This window comes from Qipengyuania marincola (assembly GCF_029688625.1).
In the GTDB taxonomy this organism is placed as follows: Bacteria; Pseudomonadota; Alphaproteobacteria; order Sphingomonadales; family Sphingomonadaceae; genus Qipengyuania.
This window is the reverse complement of sequence record NZ_JARULC010000003.1, coordinates 386,487-410,400: the sequence shown is the minus strand read 5'-3', so window position 1 is coordinate 410,400 and position 23,914 is coordinate 386,487. Positions and strand designations below refer to the sequence as shown.

General features: G+C 63.7%; 25 protein-coding genes. 9 read left to right on the top strand and 16 right to left on the bottom strand.

Annotated elements, in window-relative coordinates; all coding sequences use genetic code 11:
• Nucleotides 1-68: 68 nt before the first annotated feature.
• The 3 genes from P8Q88_RS11930 to P8Q88_RS11920 form a co-directional block, all read right to left on the bottom strand.
• Entirely contained in the window at nt 69-1,610 is a 1,542-nt protein-coding gene (locus P8Q88_RS11930) for a DUF1570 domain-containing protein (protein WP_278324056.1), read from the bottom strand.
• Between the two features lie 80 nt (nt 1,611-1,690).
• Nucleotides 1,691-3,538, bottom strand: coding sequence for a DUF885 domain-containing protein (locus P8Q88_RS11925; protein WP_278324055.1), 1,848 nt, complete (start codon nt 3,536-3,538; stop codon nt 1,691-1,693).
• A 67-nt stretch (nt 3,539-3,605) separates the two neighbouring features.
• Nucleotides 3,606-4,007 (bottom strand): DUF3597 domain-containing protein, encoded by a 402-nt coding sequence (locus P8Q88_RS11920; protein WP_278324054.1) that lies wholly within the window; start codon nt 4,005-4,007, stop codon nt 3,606-3,608.
• A gap of 92 nt (nt 4,008-4,099) precedes the next feature.
• On the opposite strand from P8Q88_RS11920, the gene P8Q88_RS11915 reads away from it, so the two are divergent.
• Nucleotides 4,100-4,309: a hypothetical protein gene (locus P8Q88_RS11915; protein ID WP_278324053.1), complete on the top strand. Its 210-nt coding sequence runs from the start codon at nt 4,100-4,102 to the stop codon at nt 4,307-4,309.
• A 6-nt stretch (nt 4,310-4,315) separates the two neighbouring features.
• Here the strand turns inward: P8Q88_RS11915 and P8Q88_RS11910 are convergent, their stop codons facing one another.
• On the bottom strand, nt 4,316-4,996 hold the full coding sequence (locus P8Q88_RS11910) for an energy transducer TonB (RefSeq protein WP_278324052.1): 681 nt from the start codon (nt 4,994-4,996) through the stop codon (nt 4,316-4,318).
• Nucleotides 4,997-5,181: 185 nt separating this feature from the next.
• Complete coding sequence (locus P8Q88_RS11905) at nt 5,182-5,838, bottom strand: alpha/beta hydrolase (RefSeq protein WP_278324051.1); 657 nt, start codon at nt 5,836-5,838, stop codon at nt 5,182-5,184.
• A 110-nt stretch (nt 5,839-5,948) separates the two neighbouring features.
• Here P8Q88_RS11905 and P8Q88_RS11900 point away from each other — a divergent pair, with 110 nt between their 5' ends.
• The 3 genes from P8Q88_RS11900 to P8Q88_RS11890 are packed head-to-tail and all read left to right on the top strand — an operon-like array spanning nt 5,949 to nt 8,397.
• Nucleotides 5,949-6,980: a cysteine desulfurase family protein gene (locus P8Q88_RS11900; RefSeq protein WP_278324486.1), complete on the top strand. Its 1,032-nt coding sequence runs from the start codon at nt 5,949-5,951 to the stop codon at nt 6,978-6,980.
• Nucleotides 6,977-8,071 (top strand): cysteine desulfurase family protein, encoded by a 1,095-nt coding sequence (locus P8Q88_RS11895; RefSeq protein WP_278324050.1) that lies wholly within the window; start codon nt 6,977-6,979, stop codon nt 8,069-8,071. The genes P8Q88_RS11900 and P8Q88_RS11895 overlap by 4 nt, the downstream gene beginning before the upstream one ends.
• Nucleotides 8,068-8,397 (top strand): 2Fe-2S iron-sulfur cluster-binding protein, encoded by a 330-nt coding sequence (locus P8Q88_RS11890; protein WP_278324049.1) that lies wholly within the window; start codon nt 8,068-8,070, stop codon nt 8,395-8,397. Before P8Q88_RS11895 ends, P8Q88_RS11890 begins: the two co-directional genes overlap by 4 nt.
• Here P8Q88_RS11890 and P8Q88_RS11885 read toward each other — a convergent pair.
• Nucleotides 8,394-10,088, bottom strand: coding sequence for a mechanosensitive ion channel family protein (locus P8Q88_RS11885; RefSeq protein ID WP_278324048.1), 1,695 nt, complete (start codon nt 10,086-10,088; stop codon nt 8,394-8,396). The two genes, P8Q88_RS11890 and P8Q88_RS11885, sit on opposite strands and share 4 nt — an antisense overlap.
• Nucleotides 10,089-10,234: 146 nt before the next feature.
• Nucleotides 10,235-10,792, bottom strand: coding sequence for a type 1 glutamine amidotransferase domain-containing protein (locus tag P8Q88_RS11880; protein ID WP_278324047.1), 558 nt, complete (start codon nt 10,790-10,792; stop codon nt 10,235-10,237).
• A 98-nt stretch (nt 10,793-10,890) separates the two neighbouring features.
• Here P8Q88_RS11880 and parC point away from each other — a divergent pair, with 98 nt between their 5' ends.
• Nucleotides 10,891-13,179 carry a DNA topoisomerase IV subunit A gene (gene parC, locus P8Q88_RS11875; RefSeq protein WP_278324046.1) on the top strand — a complete coding sequence of 763 codons (2,289 nt, stop codon included), beginning with the start codon at nt 10,891-10,893 and terminating at the stop codon, nt 13,177-13,179.
• Between the two features lie 39 nt (nt 13,180-13,218).
• Nucleotides 13,219-14,001 (top strand): hypothetical protein, encoded by a 783-nt coding sequence (locus tag P8Q88_RS11870; protein WP_278324045.1) that lies wholly within the window; start codon nt 13,219-13,221, stop codon nt 13,999-14,001.
• Between the two features lie 69 nt (nt 14,002-14,070).
• Here P8Q88_RS11870 and P8Q88_RS11865 read toward each other — a convergent pair whose 3' ends face one another.
• The 6 genes from P8Q88_RS11865 to P8Q88_RS11840 all read right to left on the bottom strand — a co-directional run bounded on the left by P8Q88_RS11865 (nt 14,071) and on the right by P8Q88_RS11840 (nt 19,128).
• On the bottom strand, nt 14,071-14,604 hold the full coding sequence (locus P8Q88_RS11865; RefSeq protein ID WP_278324044.1) for a hypothetical protein: 534 nt from the start codon (nt 14,602-14,604) through the stop codon (nt 14,071-14,073).
• A 200-nt stretch (nt 14,605-14,804) separates the two neighbouring features.
• Nucleotides 14,805-16,010, bottom strand: coding sequence for a CCA tRNA nucleotidyltransferase (locus tag P8Q88_RS11860; protein ID WP_278324043.1), 1,206 nt, complete (start codon nt 16,008-16,010; stop codon nt 14,805-14,807).
• On the bottom strand, nt 16,003-16,608 hold the full coding sequence (locus P8Q88_RS11855) for a CoA pyrophosphatase (protein WP_278324042.1): 606 nt from the start codon (nt 16,606-16,608) through the stop codon (nt 16,003-16,005). The genes P8Q88_RS11860 and P8Q88_RS11855 overlap by 8 nt, the downstream gene beginning before the upstream one ends.
• The gene (locus tag P8Q88_RS11850; protein WP_278324041.1) at nt 16,605-17,153 is read right to left on the bottom strand and encodes a DUF1285 domain-containing protein; all 549 of its coding nucleotides are present in this window, start codon (nt 17,151-17,153) and stop codon (nt 16,605-16,607) included. The genes P8Q88_RS11855 and P8Q88_RS11850 overlap by 4 nt, the downstream gene beginning before the upstream one ends.
• A 204-nt stretch (nt 17,154-17,357) precedes the next feature.
• The gene (locus P8Q88_RS11845) at nt 17,358-17,879 is read right to left on the bottom strand and encodes a GNAT family N-acetyltransferase (protein WP_278324040.1); all 522 of its coding nucleotides are present in this window, start codon (nt 17,877-17,879) and stop codon (nt 17,358-17,360) included.
• A gap of 64 nt (nt 17,880-17,943) precedes the next feature.
• A complete protein-coding gene (locus tag P8Q88_RS11840; protein WP_278324039.1) occupies nt 17,944-19,128 on the bottom strand; it encodes a PQQ-dependent sugar dehydrogenase in 1,185 nt (394 codons plus the stop codon).
• Here P8Q88_RS11840 and rnhB point away from each other — a divergent pair.
• Together rnhB and P8Q88_RS11830 are read left to right on the top strand one after the other, a co-directional pair.
• Nucleotides 19,127-19,780 carry a ribonuclease HII gene (rnhB, locus tag P8Q88_RS11835; RefSeq protein ID WP_278324038.1) on the top strand — a complete coding sequence of 218 codons (654 nt, stop codon included), beginning with the start codon at nt 19,127-19,129 and terminating at the stop codon, nt 19,778-19,780. The genes P8Q88_RS11840 and rnhB overlap by 2 nt on opposite strands.
• Nucleotides 19,777-20,697, top strand: a complete 921-nt coding sequence (locus P8Q88_RS11830; protein WP_278324037.1) for an oxidoreductase — start codon at nt 19,777-19,779, stop codon at nt 20,695-20,697. Before rnhB ends, P8Q88_RS11830 begins: the two co-directional genes overlap by 4 nt.
• Nucleotides 20,698-20,703: 6 nt before the next feature.
• On the opposite strand, the gene P8Q88_RS11825 is transcribed toward P8Q88_RS11830, so the two are convergent.
• Nucleotides 20,704-21,684 carry a PAS domain-containing protein gene (locus P8Q88_RS11825; protein ID WP_278324036.1) on the bottom strand — a complete coding sequence of 327 codons (981 nt, stop codon included), beginning with the start codon at nt 21,682-21,684 and terminating at the stop codon, nt 20,704-20,706.
• A gap of 278 nt (nt 21,685-21,962) precedes the next feature.
• Here P8Q88_RS11825 and P8Q88_RS11820 point away from each other — a divergent pair, with 278 nt between their 5' ends.
• Nucleotides 21,963-23,111, top strand: coding sequence for a site-specific DNA-methyltransferase (locus P8Q88_RS11820; protein WP_278324035.1), 1,149 nt, complete (start codon nt 21,963-21,965; stop codon nt 23,109-23,111).
• Between the two features lie 24 nt (nt 23,112-23,135).
• Here P8Q88_RS11820 and P8Q88_RS11815 read toward each other — a convergent pair whose 3' ends face one another.
• Nucleotides 23,136-23,351, bottom strand: coding sequence for a hypothetical protein (locus tag P8Q88_RS11815; protein WP_278324034.1), 216 nt, complete (start codon nt 23,349-23,351; stop codon nt 23,136-23,138).
• 78 nt (nt 23,352-23,429) lie between these two features.
• Complete coding sequence (locus P8Q88_RS11810) at nt 23,430-23,642, bottom strand: cold-shock protein (RefSeq protein WP_278324033.1); 213 nt, start codon at nt 23,640-23,642, stop codon at nt 23,430-23,432.
• Nucleotides 23,643-23,914 lie beyond the last annotated feature (272 nt).

Genomic DNA, 23,914 nt, shown 5'->3' with positions numbered 1-23,914 from the left:
TTATTTTCTCGGCCGACAGATGCGCCCGTGATCAGGCACATTAATGCGATTGGTGCACGGCTTGTCGGCTACTCAGCCGTCGCGGCCTCGACCGCATCATCCACCGCGATGTCAATCTGGGGGAACCAGGGCTCGCCTTCCTCAGCCTCGGCCAGTTCCAGCCGATAGCGCTGCGCCAGCCCGGCCATGCCGCCGCCATGCGGGTCGCTGGCCAGCGGCGCCATGGTATAGCGTGCAGCCGCGATCTTGCCCTCGGCGGCCTGCATCAGGGCGGTATTGAAGCGAAGCGATTTGTCGAAGGGCGCAAGCTGAGAAGCCCGTTCCAACGCATGACGCGCGGTCTCATTCGGCTCTTTACCCCGCTCGACGAAGCTACGGTAATAATACATCAGCGGCAGGGGGTGATCGGTTTCCAGCCGATTGAGCGCGGAGAAGGGCACCATTGCGTCAGCGTAGGCCGCATCGCGATCCTCCGCCTCTTCCGCCTTTCGAAACAGGGCGAAGCCTTTCTGCACCAGGGCGTCCTTCGTCGCGGGATCAATCGCGAGCGCCCGATCGGCTGCGATAATCGCGGCATCATCGTTCCCGGCATCGAATTCGGCCACTGCCAGAGCGGCAAGCACTGCTGCATCATTGGGATATTGCTGAGCAATCTCCCGCATGTCAGGAAGCAATTCTGCAGCCTGCTCTTGCGTAACGCCGCGTCTTGAGCGGATACGCAGCGGCATTGCCGCCGCCTCGCCTTCGGATAGCTTGCGGACTTCGACCGCGCCGATGGGCACCAGATCGACAGGAAGTTCGAACACGGACATGCGCCGCTGGTCGATATATCTGTCGAGGTCCTTTTGCAGGACAGCAAGATCGCCGAAAGCGTCGATGGCAGCCTGCCGCGGTTCGCTGCCGTTCACGATTGCATTGAGATAGGCGGAAAACTGCCCCCTCCGCTCGTCGGAGAAAAACAGGTAATGATAGAGCGCCCATGCCCGGCCATAAAAGGCATCGAAGCGCTTTCCCTTGTTCTTCTCGTAGAGATCAGGATCGATCAGCTCTTCAACGCTGACGTCCTTGGCATAGGCAAGCTCCGCCGCACGGTGATAGGCCGGGCGTCCGATCGCGATACCGCCATCCTTTTCGAACTTGGCGGACGCATAGAATTCCGCACCTCCCTCGTTCACCCAGCGCGGCATTGCGAATGGCGAGTTCGAAATGAGGAAGTGATGTGCATACTCGTGCAGCAGGACCGTGACCGAGAAATCCGTTTCCCGGCCGCGCATGCTGATAACCGGCACAAAGGCTACCGAACTGCCCGCGCGCGGAATATAGAAGCCGGCGATGTTTCTGGCATCCTCGCCCACCAGCTTGCGGATCTTGCTCTCGTTACCGACTACGTAGATCGTCACCCGATTGGAAGGACTTGGTGCTGTTCTCTCGCGGTTCTGGAGCAGGCTCATCGCCGAATGATAGCGTTCCAGCGCTTCGGCAAACTCCTGAACATCCTGCCAGCGATCGTCGGCATAGACGACAAAATTATCCGACTGCGCGACATGCCAGTCTGCCTGCGCCGGTGTGACGAAGAGCGCGGCGGCAAGAAGTCCCGTTAGATAGCGCATGAATGCGACCCCCATTTTACCGGAACATCTATCGCACGGAAGTAAGGGTGAAGAAAGTAAAAGCTCTTGCGGCCTTTCAATCACGCTCCAGCAAGATAACGACCCACATTCTTCTCCAGCACGTCCATCGGCACATTGCCGCCCAGGATCACAGCGTCGTTGAACCCTTTCACGTCAAACCGGCTGCCAAGTGCTGCGCGAGCCCGCTCGCGCTGGTCGACGATGCGGCTGTGGCCGAGCTTGTAGCCGGTCGCCTGGCCGGGCCAGCTGCAATAGCGGTCGACCTCGCTCTCCACCTCGTCGCGCTTGCTGCCGTTGCGTTCGACGAAGAACCGCACCGCCTGGTCGCGGCTCCAGCCCTTGGCGTGCAGGCCCGTGTCGACGACCATGCGGCAGGCGCGGAAGGCGAGGCTTTGCAAATAGCCGAGACGTCCGACCTTGAACTCGTCATAGGCGCCAAGCTCGTCCGCCAGCTGCTCGCCATACAGCGCCCAGCCTTCGCTGAAGGGATTGAACGCCAGGATCGAGCGGATCAGCGGGAGGCGATTCGAATATTCGCCCTCCCACACATGGCCCGGGATGGTCTCGTGATAGGTGAGATCGGCTAGATCGTATTTGCGGTGCAGGTCGGTGCTGCGCAAATTGATCCAGAAGCGGCCGGGAATGCTGCCATCCTTGCTGCCGGCCCCGCCATAGGCACCCGGCGCGCCGACTTCCTCCGCCGGTGGGATGCGCTTCACCTCAAGGTTCGGGTCGACCAGCGTGTTGAAGGCGCGCGGCATCTGGTCCTTGATCCATTCGATCCGGTCCCAGATGAAGGCCATGATTTCCTCGCGCCCTGCATCGCCCTCGGCGAACTTGTAGCGCGGATCCCGGCTCAGTTTCTGCATCCGCTCGCCCACCGAACCGGAAGTGTATCCGATATCGCGCAGGATCGGATCCATGCGGGCGTGCAGCGCCTCCAGTTCGTCGAGGCCCTGCCGGTGAACCTCGTCGGGGGAAAGGCGCGTCGTCGTGCTCGATCGCAGGGCCCAGTCGTAGAATTCCTCACCGCGCGGACGGGCGGAAATACCGGGCGCGTCGCTGGCAACCGCGCGCTCTGCGATCAGCTCTGCCAGCTGGCGCTCGAGCGCTTCTGCGATGACCGTGGTCTCGAGGTTGAGGGCGCGGTTGGCGTGGCTTTCCGGCATGCCCTTGGAATTGAGTTTCGCGCGCAGATCGTCGGCGAACAACTCTCCCTTCGACGCGCTCTGCAGTGTCTGCCGCATCTGGCCGATGGCCTTGTCGAGCAGGAAAGACGGCGGCACCACGCCCATGCCACGGGCCATGCGGATCCGCTCCAGCTCGCCGGCGAAAACGGCCGGCATCTGCTCCATCCGCTCGATATAGGCGTCAGCATCATCGCCATCGCTCACATTGTGGGACGACTGCATGAAGCGCGGCAGGGCGAGATATTCGCCTACATTCTGGATCACCACATAGGGCGCGGTCCGCCAATTGCCGACCGGCGTATCGCCATAGGGCAGGGCAAAGCCGTCAAGCGCAAGCTCATAGGCACTTTGAACGACGTCGAGATTGGTCACCGTATCGCTGTCGAGACCTTCGCGCGGCACGGCTCGAACGCGCTCGAGGTCCTGCTTCAGCGTTGCGGCGAAGGCCTGTTGTCCCTCGGGCGACTGGTCTTCCAGCCGGCTGCGAAGATAGGCATAGCGTGCCGTATCCACGCCGAGCCCGGTCGCGCGCTCCGGTTCGTGTTCGAGCAGGTTGTAGGCCACGACTTCGAGCAGCGTGTCTGCGCCGATCTGCTTGGCCTGGACCAGGCCCTCCTCACGCGGGATCGACGCGCAGCCGGCAAGAGTAAGGGCGGTGGTCGCGCCAAGCCCGGCGAGGGCCTGGCGACGGGTGATGTCAAAGCTAGGTGCGTTCATGCGCGGCGGTGTGCGCCGCGCGCCCGCGCGTGTCAAATGCCTGAAATGCCCGGCATCCCCTTCATGCCTAGTCGCGCATGTCGGCGGGCACCTTGCCGCCATTGGCAGCGACCTCGCTCATCACGCGGCGATGCAGCCAGACGTTGTCCTCTGCCGAACCGGAATAGTCGTTGCGCCCCATTTCCTGCGCCAGCGCCTTGCGGCTTTCGTAATCGGAATCGATGCCCAGCAACTTCATCAGGTCGACGATCGAAGTGCGCCAATTCAGGCGATCGGCGCCTGGCATGGCGTCGAGATGGTTCTCGACATCGACCACCGGCCTTGCCTGTGGCTTGGCCGGCGGTGCGTTCTGGGCCGTGGGGCGCGGTGCCTGCGTGGCGGGACGGTTCGCAGGTGTCGACTTGGGCGCGGTGGCCTTCTCGTCCTTGTCGCCGAAAATGGCGTCCTTGATCTTGCCGAAAATGCTCATCTACCGTCTCCTTCCCTTTCGCAACGGAGCCGGAAGTCCGGTGTTCCGGCGGGCAGGCTTGCAGCGGCAGGCGGAGTGGCTATTGAGGCGGAATGCTCGATGCCGTGCTTTCGCTGACCGTTCTCGCCGCGATCCTGTTGGTCATCGGTGCCTGGTTTCTCTGGCGCCGCACGGGCAATGCGAAGAACGCCCTGCTGATGGTGTTGCTGGCCGTCGTTGCGCTGGCCAACGTCGCGATCTGGACCTTGCCAGATGCCGGTGGCGAGGCCCCGCTCGACAAGCTCGAACAGGGCGCTCGCTAACAGCCGCTACTCCGGCAATTGCCACAGGACCGAGCCGGTGTAGCTGCCGGCCACCGCATCGCCATTGCCACCGCGCGCCGGTTCGAAGCGGGCGCGGCGCGTGACCAGCTTGCAGGTCGCCTCGTCCAGTTCGGGATGCCCGGTGGAGCCGGTGATGGTGCAGCCGGTAACGCGCCCGTTGCTCGCGATCTCGAGCCGGAACCTTGCGAGGCCTGTCAGTTCCTTGCGGGTCCAGCTGGGCCGATAATCGTTGTTCGAGAGCCAGCTGGCCGGATTGTTCTTCGGTTGCGCGGCGACCGGATCGAAGCTTGGCTGCGGCGACGGCGGTGCCGGCTTGGGCAGCACGATGTCGCCCCGGCCGGGCCGCGGACTTGGTATTGGCGGCGGGATCAGATCGGTCGTGTCGATCACCGGTGGGGTCGGCTTGATGTCGAGTTTGGGCACCGGCGTGAAGACTGGCAGGCTGGTGCTCTCCTTGGGTGTTTCCGTGTTTTCTGGCGGCGGGGGAGGGGGCGGTGGCGGCGGCGTGTCGGGAATGTTGCGCGCGTCGATCTTGTTGATGATATCCGGTAGTGCCCCACTGACGGTCAGGCCCGTGACCAGCAGCGCACCGATCGCTGCATGAATGCCGACCACCGCGGCGATACTGCCGTAATTCGGGCCACTCGATTGCGAGACGTAGGACATGGGTTGCTCCTCTTCCAAAAGCGGGAGGCTCAGTTTGCGACTCCTCGTATGCGCAATGTTACAACATAACAAAACATTGTCAAATTCTCGCAGATAGCTGACGCGAATCTGCATGCCGCCAGACCGACGAAATCTATGGGAGATGACCTGCGCGCCGAGTTGGATCGGCGTGCAATTTCAGGACGTCACTTGATCGGGCAGGCGGGGTCGAGGCGGAAGTCGAGGTAGTTGTCGACCGACTTCATCAGCTCTTCCTGCTCGTTTTCGAAGAAGTGGTTGGCGCGCGGAATTTCCTCGTGATGCACAGTGATGTGCTTTTGCGTACGCAGCTTCTCGACCAGCTTGGTTACCGCCTGCGGCTGCACCACCGTATCCTGCGCGCCGTGGATGAAGATCCCACTGGCAGGGCACGGAGCGAGGAAGGAGAAATCGTACATGCTGGCAGGCGCGCCAATGCTGATCCAGCCGCGGATCTCGGGGCGGCGCATCAGCAACTGCATGCCGATCAGCGCACCGAAGCTGACGCCGGCGACCCAGGTTACCTGAGCTTCGGGATGGACCTGCTGCACCCAGTCGAGCGCGCTCGCGGCATCAGAGAGCTCTCCGATCCCGTTGTCGAAGCTGCCCTGGCTGCGGCCGACGCCGCGGAAATTGAAGCGCAGCGTGGCGAAGCCGCGATTGACGAAGGTCTTGTAAAGCCGCTGCGTCATCTGCTCGTTCATCGTGCCGCCGCCCTGCGGGTGCGGATGCAGGATCATCGCCACCGGCGCACGCGGGCGCGGGGCGGGCGAGAAACGGCCTTCGAGACGGCCTTCGGGGCCGGGGAAGATGACGGTCGGCATGGAAGAGGTACCTGTCGGACTAGTGCTGTATCGCGCGGCCACGGGTGGCGCATGCGAGGTCGCGGGCTATATAGGGTCTGCCACCGATTTCGCAATAATTTCGAGCCCGTATCATTCCCGAACGCATCTACCTCGATCATGCCGCCACCTCGCCGCTGCGCCCCGAAGCGCAAGTAGCGATGGAGGAGGGCTTGCGGCTATGGGCCAATCCGAGTTCGCCGCATGCGGAAGGGCGCAAGGCGCGGAGCCTGCTTGAGGACGCGCGAGAGCGGATCAAGACGGCGCTCGACTGGGACGGGGAGGTGATCTTCACCAGCGGCGCGAGCGAGGCGGCAGCGCTGGCGCTGCGCGAGGCGAAGGCGGGCGCGCGGCTGGTTTCGGCTGTCGAACACGACTGCATCCTGCAGGCCGCGCCCGATGCGGAGCGCCTGCCGGTAAGAGCCGAGGGGGCGCTCGATCTCGAAGTCCTGATGGAGGCCGTCCAGCGTGAGCGACCGCTTGTCGCTGTGCAGCATGTCAATTCCGAAACAGGCAACCGGCAGGATCTCGACGCGATTGGCGGGATCGTGCAGTCCGCGAATGGCCTGTTGCTCGCCGATTGCGCCCAGAGCGCCGGTAAATTCGAACTTCCGCGCTGCGACATGGCGATCATCTCGGCGCACAAGTTCGGTGGCCCGATCGGGATCGGCGCGCTGCTCCTGCGGGACTACGCAATGCTGGAGCCGAGCGGCGGCCACGAGCGCGGCTACCGGCGTGGGACTGAGAACGTGCCCGGCGCGCTGGGGATGGCGGCTGCGCTGGAGGCAGCTACCGATCCTTATGTCGGTCCGGCCGTGTTCGAACCGCTCAATAGCCTCGGCCATACCCTCCCACTCTCCGACCCCACGCCCTACATTCGCGCCATCGCCATGCCGAAAATAAGCGCGACCGCGCAGGTCATGCGCTTCGACATGGCGGGCATTGCGGTCTCGCAGGGCAGCGCCTGCTCCAGCGGCACGATGAAAACCAGCCGCGTGCTGGAGGCGATGCAGGTCGAGCCGGAGATCGCCGCAAATACGATCCGCGTGTCGCTCGGCTGGAACACGACGCGCGCCGAGGTGGAACGCTTCTGCGAGGTGTGGCTTGAGATGGCAAACGCATGATCTATCTCGATTACCAGGCCACCACCCCGCTCGCGCCCGAGGCGCGCGACGCGATGCTGCGCTGGCTCGACGGGCCGGGCGGGACCGGCTTCGGCAATCCGCACAGCCCGCACCGCATGGGGCGGCAGGCAAAAGCCGCCGTCGAATTCGCGCGCGAGCAGGTGGCGGCGCTGTTCCCGGCCGGCGGCAAGGTGATCTTCACCGGCGGCGCGACCGAGGCGATCAATCTCGCCATTCGCGGAAGCGGCAAGGGTGGAGCCGTATCGGTTTCCGCGATCGAACATGCCGCCGTGCTCGACACCGCACAGGATGCGGGCAAGTGCCATGTACTCAATGTCGCCAGGAACGGGCAGTGCAACACCAAGCAGGATTTGCCGAGCGACACTCGGCTAGTTTGTCTGATGCAGGTGAACAACGAGATCGGCACGATCCAACCGACCATCGAATGGCACCGCAAGGCGAAGGAGAACAACGCGCTCTATTTCTGCGACGCAGTGCAAGCCTATGGCCGGATCGAGCTAACCGGCGCGGACATGATCGCCATTAGCGCGCACAAATTTCACGGTCCGAAGGGCGTCGGCGCGCTGTGGGTGCGCGAGGGGCTGTCACTGGACGAGGTGCAGACGGGTGGCGGGCAGGAATTCGGCATGCGGTCTGGCACACTCAGCGCGGCGCTGATCGCAGGCATGGGCGCCGCGGCGCAGGAGGCAAAGGACCGGATGGAGCAGGACGCCGAGCATGTGCAGAAGCTCTGGAAGCGTGCCAGCGAACTGTTCGAGAATTGGGAGCTGAACGGCAGCGCAGAGGCGCGCTGGCACGGCAATCTCAACATTCGCCCGCGCGGGCCGAATGGCGGCGGGCTGGATGTAAACCGGTTGATGAGCGACGTGCGCGACGTGATGTTCTCCGCCGGCTCCGCCTGCGCCAGTGGCTCGGGGCGCACCAGTCATGTGCTCGAAGCGATCGGCCTCCCGAAAAAGCTCGCGAAGGCGTCCATCCGCCTCGGCTTCGGGCGCTACACCACCATGGACGAGATCGAGCAGGCGGCAGAAAAGATCAACGCCGCGGCGAAAGCGCAGGGCGCCCTGTGAGGGTCGAATTCACGACTTCCGCGGGCGATACCGTTTCCGCCGAATGCGAGTCCGGAGACAATCTCTTACGTGTCGCGCAGGCCGCCGGACTGCCCCTGGAAGGGACGTGCGAAGGCCAGATGGCCTGCTCCACCTGCCATGTGATCGTCGCGCCCGAATGGTTCGACCGGCTCGAGGAAGCGAGCGAGGAGGAAGAGGACATGCTCGACCTCGCGGCGGGTGTTGCACGCACCAGCCGCCTCTCCTGCCAGATCGACCTGACCGAAGCGCTCGACGGGTTGGCGGTCTCGATTCCCGCCGAGAGCCACGACATGCGGCGGTTCTAGGCAGCCGCGCCCTCGGTCACCTGAACTTCGCGCTCCCGGGCGAAATAGACCGGCATCGGCTCGTCGCCGGTCGCGGCATCGAGTTTCGTCGCAGCGGCCAGCATGTGCTCGCGCAACCGGCAATGCATGCGCCACCCTGACTTGGGATCGCGCGCCCGCACCAAGAACCGCACGACCATAGCCTTGGCGTTCTGGTCGATGACATTGCAGGCCGCATCCTCGCCATCGATCACGCCCTCGTCGCGATCGACGAACTCGCGGAATGGGCCGCGCAGGCGGTCGATATCGGCGCGATTGTCGAATTCCAGATCTACATGCATCATCAGGCTGGAATCCTGCTTGGTCCAGTTTTCGAAGCTGTTGCTGGTGAAGTCGCTGACCGGAGCGATGACGCGGCGTTCGTCCCAGGTGCGCAGGCGCAAATGGGTGAAGCCGATCTTTTCGACATAGCACCATTGGCCATCATAATGCACCGCATCGCCGATCCGTGCGGTCTGCGCGAAGGCGATCTGCACGCTCGCCATGATGTCGCCCAGCGCCTTTCGCGCGGCGAAGACCAATACCAGGCCCAGCACGCCCGCGGATGCCATGATCGAGAAACCGAGCGTGCTCGACAGATTGCTGGCGACCAGCAGGAACCCGATCCCTCCGAGCAGCAGCAGGACGGTGACGATCCTTCGCATCGCGCTGAGCTTGGTGTAGAAATTGCGGTCCTCGTGATTGTCGGGCGCTTCCAATTCCTCGGTACGCTCGCTCGTCACGAAGTCGAACAGAGCCTCGATGACCGAGAGGGCGATCCCAATGATCGCCGCCACGATCAACGTGAGCTGCAGCGGGTCGAGCAGGTCGCGCACCGGCCCCGACAGCTTGAAGAAGGTCGCCCGGACCAGCGCGATCGTTCCGGCAAAGGCGAGCAGTGTGGCCGGCATGTGGATTGCGGTGACGACCCCGTGCAACTTGGTTCCGTCCTCGATCGAGGCGCGCCAGCGGCGGATGGCCAGATAGGTCAGCGCGGCGGCCAGGACACCTGCCAGCAGGATCAGGGGCAGGGCAATCACTTCCCACCAGGCGAGCGTCCAGAACGCCTGTTTGCGCAGCGATGCGGGCAGGGCCTTTTCGAAAGCAGTCGGGCCGTAGACCTCGTAAAGCGCGGGCACATTGGCGACGGTCTGGCGGCTGAACACCCAGACCGGTTCGCCATCGGGGGCCTGGACGCGCGCGATGCGGATCGGGATCAGTCGGTCCGGTAGTGCCAGTCGCCCGATGGTGATGGACCGGCGCGCGACTCCTGCCATGGGATCTTCGCTCGTGGTGGCGGTGTCGACCGCGTCGGGCCGATCGGGCAGGCTGGTCCAGCTGATCGGGATCGAGCGGTGGACAAGATCGTAGAGCTGGGCGGAAAGCCTGTCCGGGTCCCCGCCGTCGACATTGGCAAGGTCGAGCGCAGCGGATGCGCTCTCCCAGTCGCCCGCTTCACCGGCCGCGAGAAAGCTTTCCATGAGCCCCATCGGCGTATCGAGGTCGAGCGGCGTTTCGGCGCCGGTCGCATTCTGCAGGCTCTCGACTTCATAGACGTAGGGTTCGCTGTCCTCTGCCACGCTGCGCCCCTGCGCCAGCGCCGGAGGCACCATGGCGATTAGCGCGACGACGAAAAGGATGCGGGCGACGAGAAATCCGAGTGCTGGTCCCATGCCTCACCCAATGCGCGAGCAAACGCGATGGGTCCGACAAGCTGCCTGTTGGCAGGCGCTTTCGCCTTGTTTCGGTTATATTTGCATAAACAAAAGGCCCCACCGCGATGACGCGGCGAGGCCTGTTTCACTCCTGAGTAATCGGATCAGGCTGTTTCGAGCTCTTCCTGCTTCACGTGCTCACCGAGCATTTCCATCAGTGCCTGGCTGAACGCGGGAATATCGTCGGGATTGCGGCTGGTGATGAGATTGCCGTCAACGGCCACTTCCTGGTCGACGACGCTCGCACCGGCATTCTTCAAGTCGGTGCGGATCGACGGCCAACCCGTCACGGTCTTGCCCTTGATAAGATCCGCTTCGGCCAGCAACCACGGCGCGTGGCAGATTGCAGCGATGGGCTTGTCGGCCATCCCGAATTCACGAACGATGGCGATGGCGCGGTCGTTCATGCGCAGAATGTCGGGGTTCATCTGGCCACCCGGTAGCAGCAGGGCATCGAAGCCCGAACAGTCCGAGACCTCATCGACAGTCTTGTCGACCTTGACGCTTTCGCCCCAATCCTTCTGGTCCCAGCCCTTGATCTCGCCGCTTTCGAGGCTGACGATCGTGGTCTCTATCCCGGCCTTCTCGAGATTGGCTTTCGGCTTCATGAGTTCCGACTGTTCGAAACCGTCGGTGGCGAGGATCATAACGCGCTTGGTCATGGCAGTTCTCCTTGATTTGCTATTGCTCGTGCAACGTATGGGGATGACCCATCGTTCCGCGGTGACAGGCGAGCCGTGGCAGTGGTAGGGCGAGCGACATGGCCACTCTCGAAGACGAAAAAGACCCTTTCGACGCAATCGTCGACGCGCCGTTCGATTCCGCGCTGTCGGAACGCTATCTCGTCTATGCGCTGAGCACGATCACCGCGCGCTCGCTGCCCGATCTGCGCGACGGGTTGAAGCCGGTTCACCGGCGCTTGCTGTGGACCATGCGGCAATTGAAGCTCGACCCGGCAAGCGGCTTCAAGAAATCGGCCCGCGTGGTCGGCGAGGTGATCGGCAAATACCACCCGCACGGCGACACCGCGGCTTACGATGCGATGGTCCGCCTCGCGCAGGATTTCGCCCTGCGCTATCCGTTGGTCGAAGGACAGGGAAACTTCGGCAATATCGACGGCGATAACGCCGCGGCCTATCGCTATACCGAAGCGCGCCTGACCAAGACGGCGATGCGCCTGATGGAAGGCCTCGACGCAGGCACGGTCGACTTCATCCCGACCTACAATAACGAAGAAGAAGAGCCGGAGATCATGCCGGGCCTTTTCCCCAATCTGCTCGCCAATGGCGCCAGCGGGATCGCAGTCGGCATGGCGACCAACATCCCGTCACATAACGTTGCCGAGATCGTCGATGCGACGCTGGAGGTGATCGACAATCCGCATGTCGAGCATGCGCGGCTCATGGAGCTGTTCAAGGGGCCGGATTTCGCCACCGGCGGCGTCGTGCCGGAGAGCGCCGAGACGATCAGCCACGCCTATGAGACCGGTCGCGGGTCCTTCAGGGTGCGCGGGCGGTTCCATTCAGCCGAAGCGGACAAGGCCGAGGATCGGGACGCGGGCATAGAGCGGCTCGGCGGCGGGCAATGGCAGCTGGTCGTCAGCGAGATCCCCTACCAGGTGCAGAAGGGCAAGCTGATCGAGCAGATCGCGCAATTGATCGCCGACAAGAAGCTGCCGATCCTTGAGGACGTGCGCGACGAAAGCGACGAGAACATCCGCCTCGTGCTCGTGCCGCGCAGCCGCAATGTCGATCCCGAGCTGCTCAAGGAAAGCCTTTACAAGCTGACCGATCTGGAGACGCGCTTCGGCCTAAACCTCAACGTGCTCGACCGCACGCGTACGCCGATGGTGATGGGGCTGAAGGAGCTGCTGGACAACTGGATCGCCAGCCAGATCGACATCCTTCAGCGCCGCAGCCGCCACCGGCTCGACCAGATTGCCAAGCGGCTGGAGCTGGTCGAAGGCTATATCATCGCCTTCCTCAATCTCGACCGCGTGATCGAGATCATCCGCACCGAGGATGAGCCCAAGGCCGTGATGATGGAGGAGTTCAAGCTCACCGACCGGCAGGCCGAGGCGATCCTCAACATGCGCCTGCGGTCCTTGCGCAAGCTGGAGGAAATGCAGCTGCGCGAAGAGCGCGACGAGTTGCTGAAAGAGCAGGAGGAACTGGAAAAGCTCCTCGGTTCGCCCGCCCGCCAGCGCACGCGCTTGAAGCGCGACCTCAATGCGCTGCGCAAGGAATATGCGGAGGACACCGATCTCGGCCGCCGCCGCACGACCATCGCGGAAGCGGCACCAGCAGTCGAATTCAGCATGGATGCCATGATCGAAAAGGAGCCGGTGACGGTCATCCTCTCGCAAAAGGGCTGGATCCGCGCCGCCAAGGGCCATGTCGATCTGGAGCAGGATTTCAAGTTCAAGGAAGGCGACGGGCCGGCCTTCGTTCTGCATGCGCAGACGACCGACAAGCTGTTGCTGGCGGCGGATGATGGCCGCTTCTTCACGCTGGGTGCTGACAAATTGCCGGGCGCACGCGGTTTCGGCGAACCTGTGCGCAACACGCTCGACATCGATACCAGCGCGAACATCATCGCGGTGGTCGTCCACAAGCCGAAGCAGCGACTGCTGCTGGCGGCGACCACGGGCAAGGGCTTTGCGGCCACCACTGACGATCTGCTCGCCGAAACGCGAAAAGGGCGGCAGGTCGTCAATCTCAAGGGCGATGCGAAACTCGCCGTCGCGCGGCCGATCGCCGCGGAGCACGATCACGTCGCCGTGGTCGGCGACAATCGCAAACTCGTCGTATTCAACCTCGAAGAACTGCCCGATCTCGCCAAGGGCCAGGGCGTCAAGCTGCAAAACTATCGTGATGGCGGCTTGTCCGACGCGACGACCTTCAAGCTGGAGGACGGCCTGAGCTGGACGATGGGCGGCAAGGAAGGCCGCACGCGGACCGAGCCGGAGATGTGGCAGTGGAAGGTCGCCCGCGGCGGGGCAGGGCGATTGCCGCCACAGGGTTTCCCGCGCGACAATCGTTTCGGCTAAGGGCTTGATTTGTCGATCGCGGCGGTAGAGGCTTGCGCCATGCGCCTGTTACTTGCTGCCCTTGGCGTCGCAATCATGCCTGCACCAGCGCAAGCTGGCGAGGCAGAGCAGCCTTTGCCTTCAAGGGATGTGCTCATTGCGAGCGACCCCCTCGATCAGGTTGGCCTGTTCCTTCCGGCGGACGTGGCGCGAACCATCGAAAGCGGCAGGATCTGGACCGGCCACCTCGCGCTACCAGGCACGTTCGATGCGGTGTACACGGGCCCGGTTCGCGACGGGAACGATGGAACCTGTCGGCGCGCGACCTATCGCTTCCTGCTGGAAGACCTTCCAGGCGGCAAAAGCCGGATTGCCGAACGCAGGCCGGCACAGGACCTTGTCGCGCCACGCGCCGTGGTGGGCGGCGATCGCTGTGTCGCGGCGACCGGCATGGTGCCGCGCAACGAGCGCTACCCCGACCGGCAGCTTTACGGCCTTCGCACGCTTGCCGAAATTATCGATACCGCGAAGTTCGGCGGCATCGGCCCGGACCAGCTCGAGTGCCGAACCGACGCGGGGGCATGCGACGACGCGCTGGGAACGCTCGCGGCCTTCGACCCGCAGGATCTGACGATGCTGAACGTCCGGGGTCTAGGGAAAGATTGCGGGCCGATCGAAGGCCGCACCCGACTGTGCAGCATCCGCCCGGTTGGCGAGGGCGAGCCCTTTCTGATCGAGGCGCGCTTCCCCGACCGTGACAGCGCCCAGACCTGGAAGCTCGAATGGGAAGCCCGCGACGGTGCGCCCCTGAAGCTGTCCATGCTGAGAACCACGATTATTTGATCGCGCACGAAAAAGGCCGGGAGCGCCCGTCGCGCTCCCGGCCTTCCGCTTTTCGATCCCGAAAGGGGCTTACTCGCCGGCGTCGCCGGTGGTCGGTGCAGCAGCCTGCGACATGGCCGCGTCGATCTGCGCATTGGTCAGGCGGGCCATCAGGCCGTGATCGGTCGCGTCGAAGTGCGTGCGCAGCAGCGTGACCTTGTCGGCCTCGTCGCCACCGCGAGCGATGACGACATTGTCGCCTTCGACTTCGAGGATGGTGCCGAGCGGCGCGTGGTCTGCGGCCATGGCTTCGGCACCGACGACCAGCGCGGCGTCACGCTTCGCGGCGGCTTCCGCCAGCTGAGCGTCGATCATGCCGTTGATCTGGTCCTTGGTCACAGTGATGGTCGGGCCGGTTTCGCCCTGGCCGTACATGTTGACTGCCAGCGGAACCTTGTGCTTGCCGGTGTCGAGCACGGCCTGGCCGTTTTCGACGGCCACGATGGTCCCGACTTCGCCGCCCTGCGGGCCATAGACGGTGGCACCGGCAACGACCTGGTCGTTGGCGAGGGCGGGGGTGGCGGCAAGAGCGACGGCAGCAACGGCCAGCTTCGCAAACTTCATAAATTGAACTCCAAGACTTGTTCTTCGACAGATGCAGTTTCCCAGGCGCATAAGCACAGGGGAACCGCTAATAATGGAAAAGCGAGAGCAACCCTTCGCGGGTGCACAATTCGCTGGGCCCCAGTGGAGCGCGGTCACGCTTTGGCACATCATGCCCGAAGAGGCAAATGTAGGCCCTTTATGTTGCAGTGCAGCTTAAGCTAAGCTGAAGCCTCGTCGTCACTCGCGGAACGCTGGCCGAGTTCTTCGGCGAGCAGTGTTTCCACTCGCGCGCGATCGGGGAAGTGCTCGTCGATCCAGCGGCTTTCCACGGCGCGCAGGATGCGCGCGACCTCGGGCCCCTTGCCAACGCCTCGCGCCACGATCTCTCCGCCCTTGAGCGGGAGTTCGGGAATGGCCCACTCCCGCACCGCGGCCGTCTCGGCACCAGCGAGAAGCAGGCGATCGATGGCGCATTCGCTGCCTTCGCGATAGGCGAGGGCGTGCGGGGCGTCGCAATCTGCCGGCTTGCGCTCGGCCGCGCAGACCAGCCGCGCGCGCTGCATCTTCGATAGCCGAAGCCGCGCCGCCACGGCTTCGGCAATTGTGGGGATCGGCGGCAGCAGGGCGGCGAGCCGCCTGATCGCGTCCGGTGAATGGCCCTGCGCCTTTTCCGATGCGACGAGGGCAATGAGGCAGACCATCTCGTTACGGCGCGCTTCCGGCAGGATCACCGCGAGCACGCCGAGCCGCTCCATCAGTTGCACGGTCGGCACGGGGTCGGGGAGGGCAAGGATCGCGAGCAATTCCATCGCCACACGTTCGCGACTGAGCCCTTTCAGCGTCCCGGCGAGCTCCTGGCAGGCCGCAATCGCTTCATCGTCGAGCGCATCTCCGAAGCGGGCCTGGAAGCGGAAATAGCGCAGGATGCGCAAATGATCCTCGCGAATACGCTCCCGCGCATCGCCGATGAAGCGCACCCGCCGCGCTTCCAGATCGGCGAGCCCGCCGAAATAATCCTCCAGCTCCAGCGTTTCGGGATGGGCATAGAGCGCGTTGATGGTGAAGTCGCGCCGTGCCGCATCCTCGCGCCATTCGTCGGCGAAGGCCACGGTCGCGCGGCGCCCATCGGTGGATACGTCGCGCCGCAGGGTGGTGACCTCTACCGGGCCGCCATCGAGAAGCGCGGTGATCGTGCCATGGTCGATGCCGGTCGGTACGGTGCGGATTCCCGCCGCGCGGCATTTGTCGATAACCGTGCCGGGGCGATGGACGGTTGCGCAGTCGATGTCCGCCGGCTCGATCCCCAACAGCGTATCGCGCACGCAGCCGCCGACCCAGCGCATGTCGTCGGCGCCGAGAGCCGCGACGAGAAGCGCCAGGTCTTCGCGCTGCGTCCATTCGCTGGCGGGCAGCTGGTCAGCCATCATGCCTGTCCAGCCACGCGATCCGGCGCGACAGGTTCCAGCATATCGCCGCAGTCACGCCCCAGATGCGATAGCCCTCGTGATCCATCTCGAGATATTCGCGCATCGCGCCTTTCCAGAATACTTCGTTGCGCTCCCATTGCGAGGCATCCATCAGCTTGTCGAGCGGGCATTCGAACCAGCTTTCGACTTCGCGCGGATCGGGACGGATGGGCAGATCGTGCGGCACCGTTGCAAGCACGGGGGTGATGTCGAAGCCGGTGCCGGTCTGGTAGCGGTCGGTCGTACCGATCAGGCGCACGTGCTCGCGCGGGATGGCGAGTTCCTCCCATGCCTCGCGCAAGGCAGCCTCGACCGCGTCCTCCCCGTCGTCCAGCTTGCCGCCGGGAAAGGCGACCTGCCCGGGATGGTCGCGCATGGTTCGCGGTCGCTGGGTGAGCAGCACGGTGGGGTTTGCGCGCTCGGTCACGGCAATCAGCACGGCGGCATCGGCGGTGCGGTCCAGATCGGCAAAGCGCGCATCGGACATCAGTTCGCCGACGTCGCGGGCATGCCCGTGGTCGAACAGCTGTTTCAATCGATCGAAGATGCCGCTCATGCTGGAATGAGCGAAAATGTCCGGCCGCCGCTGGTCACGGTAAAATCCTCGCCTTCTTCGAGCGCAATCTGTGCCAGCTGCTCGTAGGTCGAGCGATTAAGCCGCGCCTCGCAGCCGCGCCGCACATGGACATAAAGCGCGGGCTTGTCCGCGTCGCCGGCCGCGCGAATGGGATTGTCGGGCCCTGCCACGACGATGTCGTCGGTATTCGTGCGAAACACCAGATCGCCATCCTTGCGCGAAACGTCGGTGGCGATGAAGCACGCGTCTTCGACCTCGATCGACAATTTCTGATACGGCACGACCAACCAGTAGCTGCCGTCATCCTCGCGGTTCAGCAGCCCGGCGAAGGCGCGCACCATGCCGGGGCGTCTGACTGGCGATCCATCGTAATACCAAGTTCCGTCGGCAGCGATGCGCATGCGGCTGTCATCGGTATTTTCGGGCGACCATTGCTCGACCGGCGGCAGCCTGCGATCCGCCATTGCCTGCGCGATTTCGGCAAGCGACATTCCGGCGATTTCGGGTGGCGGGGTGTAGGGCATTGGCGATGTCGTGGCAGAAGGTGACGCGGGACTCAATGTAGGTTTTGGTTGCGTGCGGTCAGGACGTCCGTCCTGACCGTTCTGTGCCATCCCGCTCCCCCACCTGGCCACCCACGGCACGGTATTCTATGGGTGGCCAGGTGGGGGAGCGGGATGGCACAGCCGCAAGCTATCGACGGATGTCGATAGCGCACCAAACAAAAACTACCCGCCCCACGGCCCAAGCATGCCCTTGTCCGGCAGGATTGCGGGATTACCGGTCCTCGCCAACAACCGGTGCGGCTCGTAAGGGCCGGGGCAGTGCCAGCCGCCGGTGTGATCCGCCACGAAGCCCCAGCGATCGTAATAGTCCGGATCGCCGATCATCACTTGCGGGAGCGGGGCGGCACCGTCCTCGAACCCGGCATCGATGGCACCGAGGCTCGCCGCCATCAATGCCTTCCCGAAACCCTCGCCCTGACGCCCCGGCATGACGGCCACAGGGCCGACCATGATCAGCGGATGTGGGCGGCCCTGCGGGTCGGTCAGCGCGACCGGCCACAACTGGATCGTGCCGGCGAGATAGTCCTCGTCGTCGAGCGCTGCGAAGCTCAGGCCGTCGAGCCAGTCGACACCCTCACGGATACGGTAGGCAGTGCGCGCGTGGCGGCCCTCGCCGAAAGCAGCGTCGAGCAGATCTTCGACCAAAGCCTGGTCGATCGCGGACAGGGGAAGGAGAGTCGCCATGGGGCGCGGCGCTTAGGCGTGCCTTGCTCCCAAGTCGATCAAGTTTGGCTTAGGACCACAGAAGTCAGGAAGGACGCAGTTCGAGCAGGCGACCGCCTTCGCCATCTTCAAGCACCCACAGCGCGCCATCGGGTCCGTAGACGACCTGGCGAATACGGTTGCCCATGTCATAGCGGGCGACTTCGCGCGCCTGCTCGCCATCGAAGGCGATTCGGATCAGCGCCTGCGTCTTCAGGCCGGCCACGATCAGGTCACCGTCCATACCTTCGAACAGGTCGCCATCGTAGAATACCATGTTGCCCGGTGCGATCACGGGCGTCCAGCTGATCACGGGCTTGGTGAAGCCGTCATCCGGCGTGTGGTCGGGGATATCCGATCCATCGTAATTGTCACCGTTCGAGCGTGTCGGCCAACCGTAATTCGCCCCGCGCTGGACGAGGTTGAGTTCGTCGCCACCGGCGGGACCGTGTTCGATCTCCCACAAGCGGCCCGCGCTGTCGAAATCCAGGCTCAGGATGTTGCGATTGCCGTAGGTCCAGATCTGGTCGGTCGGGCTGCCCTGGTCGGCGAAGGGATTGCCGGCCGCTGCCGTGCCGTCGAGATTGAGGCGCACGATGGTGCCCAGCGTGTTCTCGGTATTCTGGGCAGGGTCCTGCTTTTGCCGCTCGCCACTGGAAACGAACATGTATCGCTCGTCCGGGCTGAAGACGATCCGGTGGGAATAGTGGCCGCGACCGGTCACTTTGGGGGCCTGGCGCCAGATGACATCGAGATTGCTGACAGAGCACGTGGTCGCATTGGCGCAATTAAGCTGGCCACGCCCGACCACCGCGCCGCGCGTGTCGCCTTCGCCAGCCTCAGCCCAACTGAGATAGATCGTGCGCGTGCCGACAGTTCCGGCGCTTTCGGAGGGGAGGAAAGCCACATCGCCAAGGCCGCCCTGTCCGCCGTAATCGACCTCAGGCAGACCGCTGACTGTGATGAGGCGATCGGCGTTCGTGTCGTAAATCTTCGCCGTGCCCGGCTTCTCGGTAATGAACAGCATCGACGTGCCAGGGATGAATGCCGACGCCCAGGGTTCGTTAAATTCCCCATGCTCGGTAATGGCGAAATCACCGTCGAATTCGCCCGCCGTGGTCGGTGACGGGGTCGACGCCGTTTCGCCGCCATCGGTGGAATAGGCGTTGCCGCAGCTTGCGAGCAGGGCGAGGGGCGATAGGGTGGCGAAAAGGATCGAAGGCGTCTTCATGATCGGCAAAACTCCCGTTTCTGTCTTGAGTGCAACACCCGAACGCAGACTTGGTGCCGCGCCGCTGGTGATTGGCGTTGACGAGGCGGGGCGCGGCCCGCTTGCGGGGCCGGTCGTTGCAGCCGCCTGTGTGCTGTGCTGCGATCCGCCATCCGGTCTCGACGATTCCAAGAAGCTGTCGGCCAGGCGCCGCGCGATGCTGGAGCCGGATATCCTCGCGAATTGCGCCTGGGGTATTGCGGTGATCGAGCCTGCCGAGATCGACCGGCTCAATATCTTTCAGGCCACCATGCTCGCGATGGCACTCGCCACAGCGCGGCTGGTCGAGGCGCTGAAGGCAGAGCCGCTCGAGATCCTCATCGACGGCAATATGACTCCCCATGGTCGGCGCGAAGAGTGGCGCTGGCCGCAGGTGCGCGCGATCGTGGGCGGCGACGGCAAGCAGGCCTGCATCTCCGCCGCCTCCATCATCGCCAAGGAACATCGCGATCGGATCATGCGCGATGCGGCCACGGCGCACCCGCATTACGGGTGGGAGCGCAACATGGGCTACGGAACGGCCGAGCATCTCGAAGCATTGCGAACATATGGGCCTACGCCGCTGCACCGCCGCAGCTTCGCCCCAGTATCGCAGATGGAGATGTTCGCGTGAGCTTTGCCTATTCCGACGTACCCGACCAGAGCGGCAAGACCGCCATCGTCACCGGCGCCAACACCGGTATCGGGCTTGAGATCGCCCGCGGGCTGGCGCGCAAGGGTGCACGCGTGATCCTCGCTTGTCGCGATGCCGACAAGGCGACCGCCGCGATCAAGGACATCGCCAGCGGGCCGGAACAGGCCGACCTCGATTTTCTCCCGCTCGACCTCTCGAACATGGCTTCGATCCGCGAGGCGGCCAACCTCGCGAAGAAGGAACCGAAGATCGACCTGCTGATCAACAATGCCGGCATAATGATTCCGCCGCTGGGCCATGCGATCGGCGGGGCGGAGCAACAGTTTGCGGTCAACCATCTCGGCCATTTTGCGCTGACCAGCCTGTTGCTCGACAAGCTGGCGGAAGACGGCGGCGCGCGCGTCGTCAGCCAGGCCTCGATCGCGCATAAGGGCGCGAAGCTCGACTTCGACAATCTTGACGCTTCGAAAGGCTATTCGCGCTTCCAGTTCTATGCCCAGAGCAAGCTCGCGAACCTGCTGTTCGCCTTCGAGCTCGACCGGCGGCTGCGTGCTGCAAGCTCGCCGGTTGCCTCGCTCGCCTGCCATCCGGGCGTCGCCCAGACCGAAATCCAGCGCCACCTCGGCATGGTCGGCTCGATCTTCTCGCCGGTGATCGGCTTCCTGCTTAACACCGCTGAAAACGGAGCCGTTCCGGCATTGCAGGCAGCGACCGATCCGCAAGCAGAAGGCGGGGACTATTACGGCTCATGGGGTCTCAGGGAGATGAGCGGCCGCACGTCGGGCAAGGCCTATGCAACCAAGACCGCGCGCGATCCGCTGCTGGCGGCGCGCCTGTGGGCGAAATCGATCGAGCTGACGGGCGTCGATCCGGAACTCAAGCCCGCGGCAGCCTGAGGTTCCTCATTCGGTGGTCTGAACGGCCTTTGCCGGAAAGATAATTCGGCAGACCGCGCCTGTCTCAGGGAACGTCTGCTCCACCTTGGCGTCGGCGCTGAGAGCGGTGCGGATAAGCTTGCTGCCGAAACCCTCGCTATCGGGCTCGTGCGCTTGCGGCCCGTTCACCTCGCGCCAGATTATCTCGACATCACCCTCCTCGTTGACGCGGCTCTCGAGGCAGACGCGGCCTTCGGGGACAGTCAGCGCGCCATATTTCAGCGCGTTGGTTCCCAGCTCGTGGATCACGAGGATGAGCCTCTCGGCGAGCGGGGCGGCGATGCGCATGCGTTCGTCGATTTCCAGGATGACCTGGCTGGCGACACCCGGCATTGCATCGCGTTCAACGCGCAGCGCCTGCCGGATCGGCACCATGGCTCGCCGGTCCCGGAAGGTGAGATTGTGACTGCGCCCGAGCGCGGCGAGACGCTGCTGCAAGCTTTCCGCAATATCCCGGGGATCACCTCCGCCGCGGCCCGCCATTCCGATCAGACCGTGCATCGTGCTGATGATATTCATCAACCGGTGATTGAGTTCGGCCGTCACCAGTCGCAGGTGTTCTTCACCGCGTTTGGTTTCGGTGATGTCGATGACATGCCCGATCAGCCGTTCGTTCTGGCCATCCGTTGCCGGAAGCGGGCGACCATGCGCGGCAATCCGACGGATCATGCCGTCGGTGCGCTGGATGCGACACTCGAACGCCCATTCGCGCTGTTCTTTCAAGGCCTTGCCATAGGCTTCGTCGACCTCTTCGCGATCTTCCGCCACCACGTGGCGGAGAAAATCGTCATAGGTCCAGCTTGGCAGGGGCTGGGCGTAGCCGAACAATTCGTCATGCTTGGCATTGCGCCAGGCATCGCCGGTCTTCGTGTCCAGCTCCCACAAGCCGATGTTGCCGACGGCGACCGCCATCCGCAAGTGCTCGGAGACGCTGCCCCGCTTTTCCATAGTTTGTAGCAAGGTGCGCCCCTTACGAAGTCCAGACTGTTCCTAACCCGTTACCGCACCACAAGCAAATTTCGCCGTTCTCCGATGGAGCGAGTCCTTTGCGACACACCCCTTCATGTCGAGTCCCGCATGAACCGGGGGACTCAACATCTTGTGTTGGTCCCCTTTCGTTCTTCTGCCTGTTCGATGGGCAGGTTCCGATAGGCAACCTTTAAGCTGCTTGACGCGGAATCGGTTTGGACTCACCCTGTGGATAACTACGCATAGGGGACGGACGAATGGGGGTCATCGAGACCGCGAAATTGCGCGCCGAGCGCATCGAAAATGCGGTGAAACTGCCACTGGAGACGCCGGGGGAATTGCCGCTCGGCCAGATCCTCGATGGCGACTGCGTGGAGGCGATGCGTCGCCTGCCGACGGCTTCGATCGATCTCATATTCGCCGATCCGCCCTACAATCTCCAGCTCGGCGGCGACCTCAACCGGCCCGATGGCAGCCATGTCGATGCTGTGACCGACGACTGGGACAAGTTCGATACCTTCAAGGCCTATGACGATTTCACGCGGGCGTGGCTGGTGGAGGCTAAGCGCATCCTCAAGCCCGATGGCGGGCTGTGGGTGATCGGCAGCTATCACAACATCTACCGCGTTGGCGCGATCCTACAGGATCTGGGCTTCTGGATCCTCAACGACATCGTCTGGCGCAAGTCCAACCCCATGCCCAACTTCCGCGGCACCCGCTTCACCAATGCGCATGAGACGCTGCTGTGGTGTTCGCAAGGCGAGAAGGCGAAATACCACTTCAACTACCGCGCGATGAAGACGCTCAATGACGAACTCCAGATGCGCAGCGACTGGGTGCTTCCGATCTGCAACGGGGCGGAGCGGCTGAAGGAGGGCGGCCACAAGGTTCACCCGACGCAGAAGCCCGAAAGCCTGCTCTATCGCGTGCTCCTCTCCACCACGGAGAAAGGCGACGTGGTGCTCGATCCCTTCTTCGGCACCGGAACCACCGGCGCGGTCGCCAAGCGGCTCGGCCGCCAGTGGATCGGCTGCGAGCGCGAAGGCGTCTACCGCGATGCTGCGCTGAAGCGGATCGCCAAGGAACTTCCGCTGGACGAAAGCGCGCTCACCACCATGCAGGCGGGCCGCAGCGCACCCAAGGTTGCCTTCGGCGCGCTGGTCGAGAACGGCTATCTCAAGCCGGGCACCGAAGTGTTCGACAAGAAGCGTCGCTGGACGGCAACGGTCCGCGCGGACGGATCGCTGGCGTGCGGCAAGCAGACCGGCAGCATTCACGGCCTCGGCAAGGACCTGCAGGGCGCGCCGAGCTGCAATGGCTGGACCTTCTGGCACTATGAAAACGGCGGCGAGGTGAAACCGATCGACGCCGCGCGGCAGCTGTACCTGCTGGCAGTGGAGGATTAATTCGCGAGGAGCGAGGGACTTGCGTCAGCGCAGGTCGCTGGCTTCTCCTGCCTCCCTGGCCTCGCGCTCCTTCAGCACCTTCGCGCGATGGATGACGACTTGCTTGGCTTGCTCGGCCAATAGGCGCCATGTCTTTTCCGCCCGGAGATTGAGTGCCTTCACATTGTCGAGCGTAGCCTCCTCCGCATGCGTTGCAGCTTCGCGTGCGCGAGCATCGTAGAATTCAAAGGTCTGCTTCATGGGGTCGATGCTCTCTGACAAACAGGGGAGGGATCCTGCGCGCCGGCATCAACCGGCGCGCAGGGGTTCTGGGCTGGTTTAGTCTGCTGCCGACAGGTTGACCGCGCTGGCCTTGCCATTGCGACCGGTCTCGACTTCGTAGTTGAGACGCTGTTCCTTATCGAGCGTCTGCATGCCGGCGGCCTGCACTGCGCTGATGTGGACGAAGCTGTCATCCGAGCCATCGTCGGGCTGGATGAAGCCATAGCCCTTGTCGGCGTTGAAGAATTTTACGGTTCCGGTCTTGCTCATGTGTGTTCCTTTCGAGAACGCATGGGTTGCCGCGCCGCGACATGCGGTGCGGTCGTGCATCAAATCGTCCGATGAAAGGAAGTCGTTGTCTGGTTTGCGCCGGGGCCAGTGAAGGCAAGCGGCGGTCGTCAAAATCCGAAGTCCGTCGCAAATTTCGACGTCAGCAAGGCCTCCTACCATGCCTGGTGGCAAACACCTAACGATCCTTCAGGAAAAGAATTCGGGACAGATTGGCGCTGGTCTGCTACCAGCCGGCCATTGCAGCGTACCAT